Annotated in this window: 14 protein-coding genes; 9 read left to right on the top strand and 5 right to left on the bottom strand. The window is 71.9% G+C overall.

The genetic code is table 11. The features are described 5' to 3' along the window. The first annotated feature begins 31 nt into the window (after positions 1-31). The 5 genes from QSK26_RS19960 to QSK26_RS19940 all read left to right on the top strand — a co-directional run bounded on the left by QSK26_RS19960 (position 32) and on the right by QSK26_RS19940 (position 6,997). Positions 32-3,652 (top strand): WD40 repeat domain-containing serine/threonine protein kinase, encoded by a 3,621-nt coding sequence (locus QSK26_RS19960; protein WP_285776691.1) that lies wholly within the window; start codon positions 32-34, stop codon positions 3,650-3,652. A 96-nt stretch (positions 3,653-3,748) separates the two neighbouring features. Further along, positions 3,749-4,237 carry a MarR family winged helix-turn-helix transcriptional regulator gene (locus tag QSK26_RS19955; RefSeq protein ID WP_285776690.1) on the top strand — a complete coding sequence of 163 codons (489 nt, stop codon included), beginning with the start codon at positions 3,749-3,751 and terminating at the stop codon, positions 4,235-4,237. Between the two features lie 79 nt (positions 4,238-4,316). After that, on the top strand, positions 4,317-5,768 hold the full coding sequence (locus tag QSK26_RS19950) for a DHA2 family efflux MFS transporter permease subunit (RefSeq protein WP_285776689.1): 1,452 nt from the start codon (positions 4,317-4,319) through the stop codon (positions 5,766-5,768). Positions 5,769-5,967: 199 nt separating this feature from the next. Next, complete coding sequence (locus QSK26_RS19945; protein ID WP_285776688.1) at positions 5,968-6,441, top strand: TIGR03618 family F420-dependent PPOX class oxidoreductase; 474 nt, start codon at positions 5,968-5,970, stop codon at positions 6,439-6,441. Positions 6,442-6,574: 133 nt separating this feature from the next. Then, a complete protein-coding gene (locus QSK26_RS19940) occupies positions 6,575-6,997 on the top strand; it encodes a peptidase inhibitor family I36 protein (RefSeq protein ID WP_352244359.1) in 423 nt (140 codons plus the stop codon). 18 nt (positions 6,998-7,015) lie between these two features. Here QSK26_RS19940 and QSK26_RS19935 read toward each other — a convergent pair whose 3' ends face one another. After that, on the bottom strand, positions 7,016-7,885 hold the full coding sequence (locus tag QSK26_RS19935) for an Rv1486c family protein (protein ID WP_285776687.1): 870 nt from the start codon (positions 7,883-7,885) through the stop codon (positions 7,016-7,018). A 67-nt stretch (positions 7,886-7,952) separates the two neighbouring features. On the opposite strand from QSK26_RS19935, the gene QSK26_RS19930 reads away from it, so the two are divergent. From QSK26_RS19930 to QSK26_RS19920, 3 genes are all read left to right on the top strand, one after another. After that, positions 7,953-8,747, top strand: coding sequence for an ABC transporter ATP-binding protein (locus QSK26_RS19930; RefSeq protein ID WP_285776686.1), 795 nt, complete (start codon positions 7,953-7,955; stop codon positions 8,745-8,747). Between the two features lie 89 nt (positions 8,748-8,836). Beyond that, the gene (locus QSK26_RS19925; RefSeq protein WP_285776685.1) at positions 8,837-9,754 is read left to right on the top strand and encodes an SPFH domain-containing protein; all 918 of its coding nucleotides are present in this window, start codon (positions 8,837-8,839) and stop codon (positions 9,752-9,754) included. A 49-nt stretch (positions 9,755-9,803) separates the two neighbouring features. Continuing rightward, on the top strand, positions 9,804-10,559 hold the full coding sequence (locus QSK26_RS19920; protein WP_285776684.1) for a sulfite exporter TauE/SafE family protein: 756 nt from the start codon (positions 9,804-9,806) through the stop codon (positions 10,557-10,559). 12 nt (positions 10,560-10,571) lie between these two features. On the opposite strand, the gene QSK26_RS19915 is transcribed toward QSK26_RS19920, so the two are convergent. The 4 genes from QSK26_RS19915 to QSK26_RS19900 form a co-directional block, all read right to left on the bottom strand. Beyond that, positions 10,572-12,002: an ATP-binding protein gene (locus tag QSK26_RS19915; protein ID WP_285776683.1), complete on the bottom strand. Its 1,431-nt coding sequence runs from the start codon at positions 12,000-12,002 to the stop codon at positions 10,572-10,574. 19 nt (positions 12,003-12,021) lie between these two features. Beyond that, positions 12,022-13,680, bottom strand: a complete 1,659-nt coding sequence (locus tag QSK26_RS19910; RefSeq protein WP_285776682.1) for an NAD(P)/FAD-dependent oxidoreductase — start codon at positions 13,678-13,680, stop codon at positions 12,022-12,024. Between the two features lie 26 nt (positions 13,681-13,706). Further along, positions 13,707-14,621, bottom strand: a complete 915-nt coding sequence (locus QSK26_RS19905) for a Rieske (2Fe-2S) protein (protein WP_285776681.1) — start codon at positions 14,619-14,621, stop codon at positions 13,707-13,709. Positions 14,622-14,704: 83 nt separating this feature from the next. After that, on the bottom strand, positions 14,705-15,310 hold the full coding sequence (locus QSK26_RS19900; RefSeq protein WP_285776680.1) for an HD domain-containing protein: 606 nt from the start codon (positions 15,308-15,310) through the stop codon (positions 14,705-14,707). Between the two features lie 226 nt (positions 15,311-15,536). On the opposite strand from QSK26_RS19900, the gene QSK26_RS19895 reads away from it, so the two are divergent. Then, entirely contained in the window at positions 15,537-15,752 is a 216-nt protein-coding gene (locus QSK26_RS19895) for a DUF397 domain-containing protein (RefSeq protein WP_285776679.1), read from the top strand. Positions 15,753-15,783 lie beyond the last annotated feature (31 nt).

The following is a 15,783-nucleotide window of genomic DNA, read 5'->3' as shown; positions in this document are numbered from 1 at the left end:
TCCCGGCTCTGCCTTGCCGGAGGAGGTGCGCATGCCGCTCGCCCCGGGTGATCCCGACGTGCTCGGCGGCTACGAGGTCTACGGCCGTCTGGGTGAGGGCGACCAGGGTGTGGTCTACGCGGCCGACGACCCCGACGGCGTCGCCGTCGCGATCAAGCTGCTCCACCCGCGGTTCCGGCTGACCGACGAAGGGCCCGGCCGGTTCCTGACCGCGATCGAGGCGCTGCGTGAGTCCGAGCACCCGCACGTCCCCCGCCTGCTCGACGCGGGCGTGCACGACGGCCGTCCCTACCTCGTCTACACCCTCGCGCACGGTTTCCCGCTGTCGGTGAACGTGTCGGACGAGCGGCTGATGGACCTCGTCACGGGCACCGCGCGCGCCCTGGCCTCGCTGCACGAGGCGGGCATCGTGCACAGGGACGTCAAGCCGGGCAACATCATGCTCGGCGGTGACGGGCCGTGGCTGCTCGACGCCGGGATCGCGACCGCGCTGGACGCCGCGGCGACGATGTTCAGCGCGACCGTCGGCGCCCCGGAGTACATGTCGCCGGAGCAGGTCTCCGGGGACGAGGTGGGTCCCGCCTCGGACGTGTTCAGCTGGGCCGCCGCGATGTACTTCGCCGCGACCGGCCGCGGGCCGTTCGACGACGACTCCGTGCAGGCCGTGCTGGACCGGGTCTTCGCCGGCGCCCCCGACCTGTCGGCCGTCCCCGGCGAGCTGGGCCTCCTCCTCACCCGCTGCCTGGCCAAGTCGCCTGCCGCCCGGCCCACCATGGCCGAGGTCCTCGACAAGCTGTCCGCCGTCGCGGCCACCGCCGAGCTGCGCACCGCCGCCGCCGCCGCGCTGCCTTCCGCCGCCGCTGACTCGACTGACACCACCGGCGACGTGCCGGAGCCGTCCGGCGGGCCGGTCACGTGGTCGGTGACGCTCACCGTCGAGGTGTCCGGCGAGGGCGCCCCGGGTGGCACGCAGGGTGCGGTCGCGGGCGTGCCCGGCACGGCGGTCGCCGGGGTGTCCCGGGGAGGGTACGGCGGAGCGGCGTCCGAGACGGACGTGGAGGCGGTCGCCGGGGCCTCCCAGGGATTCGAGGCGTCCGGCGGTGCCGCCGCCGGGGCTCCGGGCGACGGGGCGCCGGTGACGGCGGGTGGAGACGCGGCCGGGACTCCCGGGCGCAAGACGTCCGCCGTGGAGAGCCGGGAGACGACCGCGACCGTCGGCGGCAGGACATCGGCCCGCCCGCGGGTCAGGGCGTCCGGGACCGCGGGCGGCCCGCTGGTCAGGGCGGCTGGAACCGCCGCGAGATCGGGCGCGAAGGGCTCCGGGATCGCGGGCGGCTCGGCGGTCAGGGCGTCCGGGAGCGCGGGCGGCTCGGGTACGAAGGGCGCCGGAGGCGTGGGTGGCCCGGTGGCCGGGTCCGCCGGCGCGGCCGGGTCTGCGGGCGGTCCGGGTGTCAAGGTGGCCGGGGCTCCGGGCGGTCCGGCTGGTTCGGGCGCTTCTGGCGGTTCGGGCGGTGGGGCGAACGGGGCCAACGGGGTCGTGGGCGTTGAGGCGTCCGGGACCGGCGGTTCGGGCGGCACCGCGTCGGGAGGAACGGATGCCAGGGCGTCCGGCGGTTCGGGCGGCTCGGGTGGGTCGGCTGGTTCGGGTGGCTCGGGTGGTGCAGCCTCGAAGGGCTCGCGCGGTGGTACGTCCGGGGGCTCGGGGCGAGAAGCGTCGAAGGGCTCCGGGGGTAAGGCGTCCGGTGGCCCGGGTGGTGAAACGCCGGGCGGGGCCGGCGGTGAGGTGTTCGGAGGCCCTGCGGGGTCGGCCGCGCTTGCGGGCGCGGATGGCGGCGCGAGTGGCGCTGAGACGGCCGAGGGCGGCGAGGACCGGGCGAGCCGGGAGCGGTCTCGGGACAGCGGGCCGGAGGGCGGGAGAAGCAGCGCTCCGGCGCTCTCAGGGGCCGCCGCGTCCGGCCGCACCGAGCCCGAGGAGTCCACGGACGGCGGATCGTCCGGCGGTTCGGTGGCCGCGGGATCAGGTGCCGGGGCGTCGCGGACCAGGGCTTCCGGAGCTGAAGAGTCAACGACCGGGGTTTTAGAGGCCGGAGCGTCGAAGACCGGCGCTTCAGAGGCTGGAACGTCGAAGACCGGGGCTTCAGGGGCTGGAGCGTCAAGGGCCGGGGCCTCAGGGGTTGGAGGCTCGAAGGCCAGGGCTTCAGGGGCTGGAGCGCCGAAGGCCAAGTCTTCAGGGGCGTCGAAGGCCGGAGCTTCAGGGGCTGGGGCGTCCAAGGCCGGGGTTTCGGGAGTCGGGGCGTCGAAGGCCGGGGCCGGGGCCGGTGGCGGAGCCGGGCGTCCGGTGGCGGGACCGGGTAGTGCGGCGGGGCCGTCCGGTGGGGCGGCGGGGGCCTCGGGGCGGCCGGTGGGGCGTGGGCGGCGCGGGAGGAAGGCGCTTCTCGCGGCCGGGGTGGCGGCGGTGGTGGCCGTGCCCGTGTGGCTGGGGTTCGGCGGCGGGCTGGAACTGGTGACCGGTCCCCGCGCGGTGCCCACGGTCGGCATCGTCAACCAGGCCCAGGTGGCCTCACCGGCGGCGGTCGCGACCAACCGGATGCCGCCGGCCGGGACGGACGCGGCGGCAGGGCAGGAGACCCCGCCGCCGGCCGCGGGCGCTCGGCAGGAGTCGCCGCCGCCGGTCGCCGGGACGACGTCCTGGCTGGGATACGGCTACCGGGTGCGCTCGGTGGACCTGCCGTACGTCGTGCCCGCGCTCGCCGTCGTCTCCGTGGACGGGCGCCCGGTCGTGGTGGCCGGCGCCGCGGACGGCATGGTCCGGTTACGCGACGCCGACACCGGCGAGCCCGTCGGGGAGCCGCTCAAGGGGCACAAGGGAGCCGTCGAGACGGTCGCCACCGTGACACTGGACGGCAGGCCCGTCGCCGTGTCAGGCGGCAAGGACGGCTACGTCCGGGCGTGGAACCTCGGCAACGGCCGGCCGTACGGCAAGGCGTACGCGGTGCGGCGTGGCGGTGTGACCGCGGTGACCGTCGCCAAGGTGGGCAAGCGGACCCTGGTGGCCGCCGCGGCCAAGGACCACACGATCACCCTTTTCGACCTGGACCGGGGCAAGGCGCTCGCCCGGCCGCTGCGCGGGCACAAGTCCGCCGTCACGTCCCTGACCACGGCCACGGTCGGCGACAGGAAGGTGCTGGTCTCCGGCAGCCGTGACGAGACCGTGCGGCTGTGGGACCTGTCCCGGCCGCGGGAGATCGGCAAGCCGTACCACGGGCACACGAAGGCGGTGGACGCGCTGGCCACCGGCACTTTGCAGGGGCGGCCGGTGGTGATCTCCGGCGGCGAGGAGAACTCCGTGCGGGTGTGGAGTCCCGGCAGCAGGAAGTCGGCCCGCGCGCCGTTCGGCGGGCCGAAGAAGACGGTTTACGCGCTCGGCCGGGTCGAGGTGGGCGACCGGGACACCGTGGTCGCCGCCAGCGGTGACGGGGTGCTGCGGGTGTGGGACCTCGGCTCGGGCAAGCTCCGGGGCAAGATCGAGGACGCGCACCAGGGCGCCGCCACCGCGCTGGCCCCCTATGTGGACGACGACGGCCGCCTGATGCTCGCCTCCACCGGCGCCGACCGGACGCTGCGCATCTGGCGCTTCGGCTCTCTCTCCTGAGCCGGCGGCCTCCTGCTCGCCGGAGCAGGAGGCCCACGCCGATGAGGTGCTTCGCAGATAATCTGGTAAAAGACTTCTGTTGGTAGTCTGGATGTCATGACCGTGACGCTGCCCAACCGGTTGGTGCCCGACCTGTCCGGCATGCTGGCACACGCCAGCCACGTCCTGGCGAGCCAGATGTCGGCCGCCTTCGTGGAGCTCGGGATCACGCCACGGGCCTTCTGCGTGCTCTTCCACGCGCTGGAGGCGGAGCGGACCCAGATCGAGCTGGCCGAGATCGCCGATCTGGACAAGACGACGATGGTCGTCACCGTGGACGAGCTGGAGCGTCTCGGCCTGGCCCGGCGGCAACCGTCCAGCACCGACCGGCGGGCGCGGATCATCGCGGTGACCGAGGCCGGCGAGCAGGCCGTGGCCGCGGGCACGAAGATCGCCGATCGGGTGCACCGCAGCGTGCTCGACGCGCTGCCGCCCGGGTCCCGTGACGGGTTCGCCGCCGCGCTGGGGCTGCTGGTCGAAGGTCCCCTGGCCACCCCGGAGGAGTCGGCACGGCCGGTACGGCGTGCGCGGCAGCGGCGAAACTAGGTCCGAAGCATATCGTCTATTACAAAACCATCTGCTACGGTCTCTCCTGTTGTCGCAATCGCGAACCAGGAGGACTCCCATGTCCACTTCCCGCTCGCGCTGGACGGCCCTGGCCGTACTCTGCGCCGGGATGTTGATGATCATTCTCGATGGCAGCATCGTCACCGTGGCGCTGCCCGCCATCCAACGGGATCTCGACTTCTCACCCGCCGGTCTCACCTGGACCGTCAACGCCTACCTGATCGCGTTCGGCGGCCTGCTCCTGCTCGCCGGGCGGCTCGGTGACCTGGTCGGCCGCAGGCGGATGTTCGTCGCCGGTCTGACGGTGTTCACCCTCGCGTCCCTGCTGTGCGGCTTCGCCACCAGCCAGGAGGTGCTGATCGCGGCGCGGTTCCTGCAGGGGGCCGGCGGCGCGGCGGCGTCCGCGGTGAGCCTCGGCATGATCATCGCGCTGTTCCCCGAGCCGCGCGAACGCGGCCAGGCGATCGGCGCCTTCAGCTTCGTCGGCGCCGCGGGGGCCTCGATCGGCCAGGTCCTCGGCGGCGTGCTCACCGAGTCGGCCGGCTGGCACTGGATCTTCTTCATCAACGTGCCGATCGGCGTAGCCGCCGTGCTGCTGGCCGTACGGGTGCTGGCGAAGGACCGCGGGCCCGGGCTCGGCGCCGGGGCCGACGCCCTCGGCGGGCTGCTGGTGACCGCCGGGCTGATGCTCACCGTCTACACGATCGTGCAGACCGCCGACCACGGCTGGGGTTCGGCGCGCACCCTCGGCCTCGCCGCCCTGTCGGTGCTGCTGCTCGCCGGTTTCGTCGCCCGGCAGGCCACCGCCGCCACGCCGCTGCTGCCGCTGCGGATGTTCCGCTCGCGCGACGTCACGGGGGCCAACCTGGTCCAGGTGCTGATGGTGTCCGCGATGTTCGGGTTCCAGATCCTCATCGCGCTCTACCTGCAGAACGTGCACGGGTACGGCGCGGCGGCCACCGGCCTCGCCATGCTGCCGGCGGCCGTGATGATCGGGACGGTGTCGCTGTTGCTGACGGCCCGGCTCAACGCGCGTTTCGGCGAGCGCCGGATGCTGCTCACCGGGATCGCGCTGCTGCTGGCGGGGCAGGTACTGCTCCTCCGGCTGCCGGTGGACGCCGTCTACGCCGTGCACCTGCTGCCCACGATGATCCTGGCGGCCGGCTTCGGGCTGGCGATCTCGGCGGTCACCGTGCTCGGCATGTCGGGCGCGGGAACGGATGACGCCGGGGTGGCCTCGGGGCTGTTCAACACCACGCAGCAGGTCGGCGGCGCGCTCGGCGTGGCGGTGCTGTCCACCCTGGCCGCCGCGCGCACCGGCACGCTGGCCGCCGCCGGCGAGAGCACGGCCGCCGCGCTCACCGGCGGTTTCCGCCTCGCCTTCGGCATCGGCGCCGGCCTGCTGGTCGCCGCCGGCGTCCTCGCCGCCGTCGTCCTGCGCCGCCCGCGCCCCGCCACCCCGGAACGGCCCGCGCCCACCGAGCACCCGTCCCCCCTCCCCACCTCCTGACCCGCACCGAAGCTCCCCACCCCCGTCCCCACCTCCTGGCCCCGCGCGGAAGCCCCCCGTCCCCACCTCCGCGCCGAAGCCCCTCCACCCCCGTCCCCACCTCCGCGCCGAAGCCCCTCCACCCCCGTCCCCACCTCCGCGCCGAAGCTCTCCACCTCACCTCCGCGCCGAAGCCCTTCGCCCCTCGAAAGCAGGCCACATGCCCGAGCAGTACGCCCCCGGCGCCGGTCCGGAGGCCCGCGACCTCACCGACGACGCCCTCAGCGGCTTCCTCGCCTCGCACACCTTCGGAGCCCTCGCCGCGAACAAGCGCGACGGCCGCCCGCACCTGTCGACCGTGGTCTACGGCTGGGACCCGGTTGAGCGGATCGCCCGGATCAGCACGAGGCCGGGCCGGGCCAAGGTGCGCCTGCTGCGCGCGGACCCGCGCGCCGCGCTGTACGTCTCCAGCGCGGACTTCATGTCCTTCGCCGTCGCGGAGGGCGAGGTGGAGCTCTCCCCGGTCAGCGTGACGCCCGGCGACGGGACCGGCCGCGAGTTGCTCTCGCTACGGCCGCCCTTCGAGGATCCGGCCGACGAGGCCGCCTTTTTCCAGCAGATGGTGCTGGACGAGCGCCTGGTGATAAGGCTCAGGGTCGCCCGCCTTTACGGCACCGCCCTGGACCTTCCCTGATAAAGGCCGCGCCGCTCGCTTCACCGCCCGAACCGTTTTCCGTATCCCTTTCCATATCCCCGGCGCTCGACCCGAAACGGCGATTTGTCGCGCTATCCGGCTCCGGAAAATTTACCTAATGCGTTGACGCGGCATGGCTCGCGTGTCAAAGTCGGCCTCAAAGGGGAATCGGGGAAAGGGGTCACACGTGAATATGTGGCGAAATATTCGCCTATTCTCGTCGGCTGTCGTGGCCGGGATCGTCATATCGCCGGTCGGGGGCCCGGCGAGACCGGCCGCGGCGGATGTCGAAGACTGCCGGAGCGGCGCCGTCTGCGGGTGGAGCGAACCCGCCTTCACCGGAAGGATGATCTATCTGTCGCCGGGTGCGGGATGCGTCGAGACGCCTTTCCCGATCAGATCCGTCGCCAACACCTTCGGCCGGCCCGGCATCCCGGCGGTCGCCACCGTGCACGCGGGGCCGGGCTGCACCGGCCCGGTCGTGGCCAGGGTCGGTCAGCAGCAGTCCAGGCCGGTGCTCTCGCCACCCGGCCTCAGCGCCTACCTGGCCTGGTAGCCGCCGTGCGGGGTGGCCTCAGAGCGTCGGGTCGAGGATGGCGTGATGGGCGGCCACCCGGGCGCGGCGGACCGCGCGGTCGAGGTCGCGGAGGGCGTCGCCGCGCGCGCTGACCTGCGCCGAGGTGAGGCCGCGCTCGTCGGCCAGCCGCAGCACCGAGGACAGCCGGGCCGACAGGGCGGCCACGCGGTGGGCGCGGGCGGGATAGCCCGGGGCCAGTGTGCCGTCCGCCGTCTTCAGGGCCGTGCCGGGATGCGCCTGGCGCGGCCCTTCGACGCTCGCGAGGGTCTCGGTGGCGGTATGCATCGCCATGGTCAGCGCGTGCTCGGCCTCAGCCAGCGAGGGCACGTCCGGCGCCGCGGGGGCGGCCTCCAGAGCCGACCACAGGACGCCCACGTAAGATGAGCCGCGCCGGTCTTGGGAGGGTATGAGACCGACGCATCCGCGAGGCAGTACGGCTATCGCCGCCTCACCCGCCTCGATGGCGGCGGAGTTGAAGGAGGGCGGTCCGGTGAGGCCGAGAGGGTCGCCCGCGACGGGCAGCGCGAGACGGAACGCCCGCAATCCAGCGATCTTCAACTCGGCGAGGAACCTGCGCAGCGGCATCTCGGCCGGCATGCCGCCGTTGGGTCCCGCGGGATCGGCCGCGCCCCGGCGCGCGGGAGAGGCGCCGTGGCCGGGGGAGGGATTCCCGCCGCCTTCTCCGGACCGGGACGAGGGCGCGGATTCGGGGTCCTGCCAGGGCGGCGGCGTGCCGACGGCGCAGACCAGGCTGGGGCCGGCCGAGCGCTCGACGCGGTCGACGGCCTCGTCCAGACCGAGGTGGCCGGTGAGCCAGGCGTTCCCCCAGCAGACCAGCGCCCCGGAGATCGGTGAATCAGCGTGCACCGGTCCACGATATGCGCTGATCCTGCAATAGGTTTTAGCCGAGCTACGTGTAAGGGAGTGATCGGGGATGGGTGGGCAGGTGCTGCGACTCCAGGATGTCGCCGTCCGCAGGGACGGTGCCGCCTTGCTGCGCGGCATCGACTGGGCCGTCGGCGAGGACGAGCGCTGGGTGGTGATCGGGCCCAACGGCGCGGGCAAGACCACGTTGTTGCAGGTCGTGGGGGCCCTGCTCTATCCGACCGAGGGCGAGGTGGAGCTCCTCGGCGAGCGCCTCGGGCAGACCAACGTGCTGGAGCTGCGCACGAGGATCGGCCTGGCCAGCTCGGCGCTGGCAGAGAAGGTGCCGCCGGACGAGAAGGTCATCGACCTGGTCCTCACGGCGTCGTACGCGATCCTCGGCCGGTGGAACGAGGAGTACGACTCCCATGACGTCACCCGGGCCGTCGAGCTGATCGACCAGTTGGGTTGCGCGCATCTCATCAGGCGGCGGTTCTCCACCCTGTCCGAGGGGGAGCGCAAGCGGGTGCAGATCGCCAGGGCGCTGATGCCCGATCCCGAGATGCTGCTGCTCGACGAGCCTGCCGCCGGGCTCGACCTCGGCGGCAGGGAGGATCTCGTGCGGCGGCTGTCCGCGCTCGCCCTCGACCCGCGCTCGCCGGCGATGGTGCTGGTCACCCACCACGTGGAGGAGATCCCGGCCGGGTTCACGCACGTGATGCTGCTGCGGCACGGCACCGTGGTCGCGCAGGGGCCGATCGACTACGTGATGACCGCGGACAACCTGTCCAAGACCTTCGGCGTGCCGCTCACCCTGGAGCGCGGGCGTGACGGCCGGTGGTACGCGCGGGCGCACTATCTCTGAGCAGATAAGCAATTCGGCGGTTCGTAAAGGAAAAACCAAATATCATTTCGGCCGACTTCTGTTTTCGAGTCAATCGACAGGGGGCCGAGATGGGTATAGAGCAACTGATCGTCATCATCGTCATCGTGGCGATCATGGGGTTCACCCTGTACCGCACGATTCGGACCATCCCGCAGGGCACGGCGGCGATCGTGGAACGCCTCGGCCGTTATCACCGCACCCTGGAACCGGGACCGGCCCTGGTGGTGCCGTTCCTGGACCGGATGAAAGATCTTGTCGATTTGCGGGAGCAGGTCGTCTCTTTCCCGCCGAGGCATGTGATCACCGCCGACAATCTCGTCGTCTCCGTCGACACCGTCGCCTATTTCCAGGTCACCGATCCCCGGGCGGCCACCTACGAGATCGCCGACGTCATGGCCGGCGTCGAGCATCTCGTCGTGACGACCCTGCGCAACGTGGTCGGCGCCCTGGACCTGGAGCGGGTGCTCGCGTCCCGGGAGGCGATCAGGGCCGAGCTGCACGACGTGCTCGACGAGGCCACCGCCCGCTGGGGGATCCGGATCAACCGGGTCGAGCTGAAGTCCGTCGAGCCGCCGCACGCGATCCAGGACTCGATGGAGCGGCAGATGCGGGCCGACCGGGACAAGCGGGCGGTCGTGCTCGAAGCCGAGGGGCGCAGGCAGGCGGCGATCCTCACCGCCGAGGGGGAGCGGCAGGCGGCCGTGCTCAAGGCGACCGGCGAGGCCGAGGCGGTCGTGCTGCGCGCCCAGGCGGAGGCCGAGGCGCACGCGATGCGGGCCAAGGGCCAGGCGGACGCCATCGCGCTGGTCTTCCGGGCGATCCACGAAGGCAAACCCGACCAGCGGCTGCTGGCCTACCAGTACCTGCAGACCCTGCCCGAAATAGCCAAAGGGGACGCCAATAAGGTGTGGATTGTGCCGTCCGAAATCAGCAAGGCGCTGGAGGGGCTCGGCGGCCTGTTCACGCCCCCCAAGGAGAGTCCATGACCTGATCCCCCCTACCATCAGGGCGGAAGGCCATTGGAGGAGTGGGGAATTGACGCCATTGGAGGCGGTCGCGGTGTTCGCGGCCGGAGTCGGGGCCGGATCGATCAACGCGGTGGTCGGATCGGGCTCACTGATCACGTTCCCCACGTTGCTCGCGCTCGGTTACCCGCCCGTGGTGGCGATCGTCTCCAACAACGTCGGCCTGGTGCCCGGCGGGGTCACCGGAGTCCTCGGCTACCGGGCCGAGCTCAAGGGGCAGCGGGGGCGGATCGTCCGGCTGGGCATCAGCTCGGTCATCGGTTCGATCATCGGCGGGCTGCTGCTGCTCCGGTTGCCGGAGAAGGCGTTCGAGTTCATCGTGCCGATCCTCATCGGACTGGCCTGCGTGCTGGTGATCAGCCAGCCGTACCTCAACAAGTGGCTGGTGAAGCGCAGGCAGGCCGCGCACCCGCACGGCGGGCCGTGGCTGCGGCTCGGCGTCCTCGGCGCGGGGATCTACGGCGGCTACTTCGCCGCCGCGCAGGGCGTGGTGCTCATCGGGCTGCTCGGCAGCTTCCTCGACGACAACCTGCAACGCGTCAACGCGGTGAAGAACGTGCTGACCCTGATCGTCAACGCCTCCGCCGCGACGATGTTCGTCTTCATCGCGCCCGTCGACTGGCACGCCGTGGCGGTGATCGCGCTGGGCACGATGACGGGCGGCTACCTCGGCGCGCGGCTCGGCCGCAAGCTGCCCACCGGGGTGCTGCGCGGCGTGGTGGTGGTTGTCGGCGTGGCCGCGATCGTCAACCTGCTGCGCGGCTGACCGGCACCGGGCTCACCCGGGCACGACCACCGTCGGCAGCAGCACCCGGAACCACGTCTCCCCGGGCCTGGACTCCACCCGGATGTCACCGTGGTGCTTCTTCACCACGATCCGGTAGGAGATGTCCAGTCCGAGCCCCGTGCCCTGGCCGACCGGCTTCGTCGTGAAGAAGGGCTCGAAGATGCGCGGCCGGATCTCCGCCGGGATGCCGGGACCGGTGTCGCCGATCTCCACCATGACCATGTCGTCGCTGCGCGAGGTGCGCACGGTCAGCGTCCCGCTGTCGCCCATCGCGTGCAGCGCGTTGTCGATGAGGTTCGTCCACACCTGGTTGAGCTCCGCCGCGTACGCCGGGATCTGCGGCAGCGACCTGTCGTACTCCCTGACCTTGCGCATGCCGGGCGGGAACTTGCCCTTGAACATGGTGAGCGTCGCGTCGAGCAGGTCGTGCACGTCGACGACCTGGTACGGCGCGCGGTCGAGCTGGGAATACTGCTTGGCCGCGGCGACCAGGCCGGAGATCCGGGTGGCCGCGTCGTCGATCTCGCCCATGAGCAGCTCGGTGTCGATCGTGTAGGTGATCCACCGCACCGCCGAGTCCAGGTTGTCCTCGCCCACGGCCAGCGAGACCTGCTCCAGCCAGTCGGCGTCGATGCCGCCCGCGACCAGGGTGGAGGCGAGGTCCCAGGCGCCGGCGATGCCGTGCTCGTCGAGCCAGTCGCCGAGCACGTCCTCGGCGTCGGAGGCGGCCAGCGGCGACAGCGGAGCCGCCGAGGCGGCCTTCTTGACCGCCGCCTCCTGGAGTTCGACGAGATGGTGCAGGCGGGTGCCGTCCAGCCGGCCGTCGGCGATCATCGCCAGCTTGTGCCGCATGCCGGCGACCCGGTCGCGCAGCACCGAGGTGGCCCGCACGGCCGCGGACGCCGGGTTGTTCAGCTCGTGGGTGAGCCCCGCCGACAGCGCGCCCAGCGCGAGCAGCCGCTCCCGCTCGCCGACGATCGTCTGGTTGGCCCGCATGCCGAGGAAGAGCCCCTCCAGCAGGTGCATCGCCATCGGGAACCACTCGCGCACCGAGGTCGCGATCAGGTCGGCGGGCAGCTCGAACAGCTCCACGTCGGTGACCGCGCGCATCGTGTTGGCGTAGACCTGGTCCGCCCGGTCGCCCATGTACGCCTGGATGGCCCCGCCGTACGCGCCCCGCTGGTCGCTGCGGATGATCTCCACCTCGTCGCCGCGGATCAGCCTGGTCAGCGTGACCGCGCCGCTGAGCAGCACGTAGAAGCAGGTCGCCGGGTCGCCCTCGGTGTAGACCACCTCGCCGGCCGAGCGGTGTCGCACCCGGCCGCGCTCGGTGAACGCGGCGAGCTGGGAGTCGTCGAGCGCCTCGAAGAGGAAGAGTGTGCGCAGCTCGCCCGGAGTCAGCCGGTCGTCGTGCTCGGTCATCGGTCCTCCTGCGGGCCGTTCACTGTGCTTCCAGATAGCGGTGCACCAGGGAGACCGCCATCGCGCCCTCGCCCACCGCGCTCGCCACCCGTTTGACCGACGTGGCCCGCACGTCACCGGCCGCGAACACGCCCGGCATGCTGCACTCCAGGTGGTACGGGTCGCGCGGCAGCGGCCAGCCCGACGGCCGCCGCCCGTCGTTGAGCAGGTCCGGACCGGTGAGCACGAAGCCGCGCTCGTCCCGGTCGACCACCTGGTCGAGCCAGCCGGTGCGCGGCTCGGCGCCGATGAAGACGAACAGCCACGAGGTGTCCACCGTGCGCGTCTCACCGGAACGGGTGTCGCGCAGCGTCAGCGTCTCCAGGTGTTCGGTGCCCTCGCCCGCGGCGACCTCGGTGTGCGGGTGCACCACGATGTTGCCGAGCCGGGCGATCTGCTCGATCAGGTACTGCGACATGGAACGGGTAAGATCGCTGCCGCGGATCAGGATGTTCACCCGCTGGGCGTACCGGGAGAAGTAGACCGCGGCCTGACCCGCCGAGTTGGCGCCGCCCACGATGTAGACCTCTTCGCCGGAGCAGTGGGGGGCCTCGGTGGCGGCGGAGCCGTAGTAGACGCCGCGTCCGCACAGCTCGGCCAGGCCGGGGGCGTCCAGCAGCCGGTAGGAGACGCCGGTGGCCAGCACCACGGTGTGCGCGGCGATGGTGGAGCCGTCGCCGAAGTGCAGCAGCCGGCTCGACCCGCCAGGCGCGAGGCCCACCGCCTCCCGGGTGGTCAGCAGCTCGGCGCCGAACCGCAGCGCCTGCCGCCGCGCCCGGTCGGTGAGCTGCGCGCCGGACACGCCGTCGGGGAAGCCCAGGTAGTTCTCGATCCGGCTGCTCTGCCCGGCCTGGCCGCCGGTGGCGCGCTGCTCGACGAGCAGGGTGCGCAGCCCCTCCGACGCGCCGTAGACGGCCGCGCCGAGCCCGGCGGGACCGGCGCCGACCACGACGAGGTCGTAGAAGTCGGACGCGGGGGTGGTGGTCAGGCCGACGTTCGCGGCCAGCTCGGCCTCCGACGGCTGGACCAGCGACTTGCCGTCCGCCGTGACGACCACCGGCACGTCCGACGGGGACACCCCGGCGGCCATCAGCAGCCGCTCACCCTCCGGCTCGTCGGCCTGCAGCCAGCGATAGGGCACCAGGTTGCGGGCCAGGAAGTCGCGCACCACGAACGACGGAGCCGACCAGCGGTGCCCCACCACCCGGATGTCGGGCGCGGCCACCTCCGGCGTGGACGACCAGGCGTCCAGCAACGTGTCCACCACCGGGTAAAGCTTCTCCTCCGGCGGGTTCCACGGCTTGAGCAGGTAATGGTCGAGGTCCACGACGTTGATCGCGTCGATCGCGGCGTCGGTGTCCGCGTACGCCGTGAGCAGCACCCGGCGGGCCAGCGGGAAGAGGTCCATGGCCGCTTCGAGGAACTGGATGCCGTTCATCTCCGGCATCCGGTAGTCGGCCAGGATGACCGCCACCTGGTCGCCACGGAGCTTGATCTCACGGAGCGCCTCAAGGGCGGCGGACGCCGAATCGGCGCGCACCACGCGATAACGGTCGCCGTAGCGGCGCCGCACGTCACGGGCGACCGCGCGGGACACAGCCGGATCGTCGTCGACGGTCAGAATCGCCGGGTTTGCCATAAAGCCAATAAAAGCACGGTGACGTGTCAGGCCGGTTGCGCCGGACGGACCTGAATGAGGCCGTCCCGGCGGACCCGGGTCTGGAAGGCCGGCTGCGGCGCGGTCGCCGGGCCGTGCACCACGGCGCCGTCGGACAGCCGGAACGTGCTGCCGTGCCACGGGCAGACCACGCACACCTGCCCGTCCTCGCTGGTCAGCCTGCCCTGGTGGAGCGGGCCCGCGAGATGGGAGCAGCCGTCCGCGAGGACCGTCACGTCCTCACCGGTGCGCAGCACGAACAGGTCGATATAGCCCAGCCGGCGGGCCACCGGGCGGCCGTCGGGCAGGTCCTTGAGGTCGCACAGGTTGTGCCAGCCGAGCGGCATGAGATGCGTCACCGACTCGGCGTGGTTGGCGCCCGCGGCCAGCCGGTAGGACAGGTGCCCGCCGAGGTAACCGCCCAGCCCGGCGGCGCCGAGCCCGGCGAAGGCCAGCGCCCGGCCCGCCTGCTCGCGCCCGGACAGGCGCAGCAGCAGGGAGGCGGTGTAGAGCGAGGTCGCGCCCAGGTTGGCGATCGCGTGCACGAAGCCGACGCGCTGCTGCTCCCGGTGCAGCGAGGACCAGTCGGTGAGCCCGGCGGCGATGGCCGGCACGGACCCGGCGATGCCGGTGGCGAGCACGGTCCGGGCGGCCCGCCGGTCCACCGACGACAGGTCGAGCACCGCCGTGGCCAGCCAGCAGCCCAGGCTGACCGTGGTCAGCGGCGGATGCACGGGATTGCCGGTGGGCACACCGTGCAGCAGGTCGCGAACCCGGCCCGGTCGGACGATCCCGCGCACGGCTCGCGCCACGATCTGGATCGGCCGGTCCATCGTCGTGGTGCTTTCCAGCCGCTCCGCGAGATCGATGGTGGGCCACATGCGTCGCAGAGACCGCCGCCCGGTCTTGACTGTCTCTTTCACCGGCGCCCCCTCTCGCTGGATGGTGACCTACCCGCATGTACGGGGAGAACACCGTAAAGCACCCTAGCCGCCAGACCGCGATGCTAGGAAACGGCCAGGTGCCCCCGGCTTACGGAGAGCTCGATGAGTTCCGCCGCATAGCGGCCCAGGGCGGGCGAACCGTCCTCAATGATTTTTACATTTTTACGAACTTGCTCGGCGGTTACCTTGTAGAGCGACCAGGTGCCGCCCTCCGTTCTGTGGTTGGCGAGAATCGGAGCCAGCCGGTCCAGCGCCTTGGCGAACCTCGCCTCCGGCGTGCGCCGCTCCTCGAACTCCTCCCACAGCTCACGCAGCCGGCCGGCCTGGTCGGCCGGGAGCAGGCCGAAGATGCGCTCGGCGGCCTTCCGCTCCAGCTCGGGCTGGGCGGCGACCGCGGCGGAGTCGTAGATGAAGGTGTCCCCGGCGTCGATCTCGACGATGTCGTGCACCAGCAGCATCGCCGTGACCCGGTCCAGGTCGGTGCCAGGTGGGGCGTATTCGCCCATGACCATCGCCAGCATGCCGATGTACCAGGAATGCTCGGCGTCGTTCTCCCTCCGCGACCCGTCCATGAGTGTGTTACGGCGGATCACGCGCTTCAGCTTGTCGATCTCCAGGGCGAACTCGATCTGGGCGTGCAGCCGATCTTCTTGAGGCGCGATAGTCACCTGTCAAGCCTAGTGCGGGTGATCAATTGAGGTCCGCGTGTTCACCAACCCTTTCAGATCGGGCGTAGCGTGACAGGCGCTCCGGTGAACACCGCGGCACCCGCGGGCCCCGGCCCCCGGCGACCGGACCGGGCTGGTCCGCCGGACGCGACACCGGCTGCCTGAACCGTGTGGAGTGATCTCCGTGGAAGAATCATGCCGGGTCAGTCACTGGAAACGACTGCCGGTGTTGTTCGAGAGGATCGTCATGCAGCAGTCCGGCGTCTGGAAGAAGAGCGCGCGAGGCGCCGCCGGCGGTGACGCCGTCGAGATCGCCCTGCTGGAGGACGGGCAGGTCGGTTTGCGCGACGGCCACGATCGGGACGGCGCCGTTCTCGTGTTCACTGCCGCGGAATGGGCGGATTTCGTCGGGGGAGTGAAGGACGGCGAATTCGATGTCTAGGGCATTCCCGTCAACATCCCAGGGTGCCGTC

The organism is Microtetraspora sp. NBRC 13810 (assembly GCF_030268685.1).
GTDB lineage: Bacteria > Actinomycetota > Actinomycetes > Streptosporangiales > Streptosporangiaceae > BSRQ01.
The sequence above is the reverse complement of the archived record's forward strand: the minus strand, read 5'-3'. Positions and strand labels throughout refer to the sequence as shown.

Coding starts and splice junctions, on each gene's coding strand:
- QSK26_RS19925 (WP_285776685.1), top strand. CDS start 8,837: ATGGGTATAGAGCAACTGATCGTCATCATCGTCATCGTGGCGATCATG.
- QSK26_RS19960 (WP_285776691.1), top strand. CDS start 32: ATGCCGCTCGCCCCGGGTGATCCCGACGTGCTCGGCGGCTACGAGGTC.
- QSK26_RS19915 (WP_285776683.1), bottom strand. CDS start 12,002: ATGACCGAGCACGACGACCGGCTGACTCCGGGCGAGCTGCGCACACTC.
- QSK26_RS19950 (WP_285776689.1), top strand. CDS start 4,317: ATGTCCACTTCCCGCTCGCGCTGGACGGCCCTGGCCGTACTCTGCGCC.
- QSK26_RS19940 (WP_352244359.1), top strand. CDS start 6,575: ATGGCTCGCGTGTCAAAGTCGGCCTCAAAGGGGAATCGGGGAAAGGGG.
- QSK26_RS19955 (WP_285776690.1), top strand. CDS start 3,749: ATGACCGTGACGCTGCCCAACCGGTTGGTGCCCGACCTGTCCGGCATG.
- QSK26_RS19910 (WP_285776682.1), bottom strand. CDS start 13,680: ATGGCAAACCCGGCGATTCTGACCGTCGACGACGATCCGGCTGTGTCC.
- QSK26_RS19930 (WP_285776686.1), top strand. CDS start 7,953: ATGGGTGGGCAGGTGCTGCGACTCCAGGATGTCGCCGTCCGCAGGGAC.
- QSK26_RS19945 (WP_285776688.1), top strand. CDS start 5,968: ATGCCCGAGCAGTACGCCCCCGGCGCCGGTCCGGAGGCCCGCGACCTC.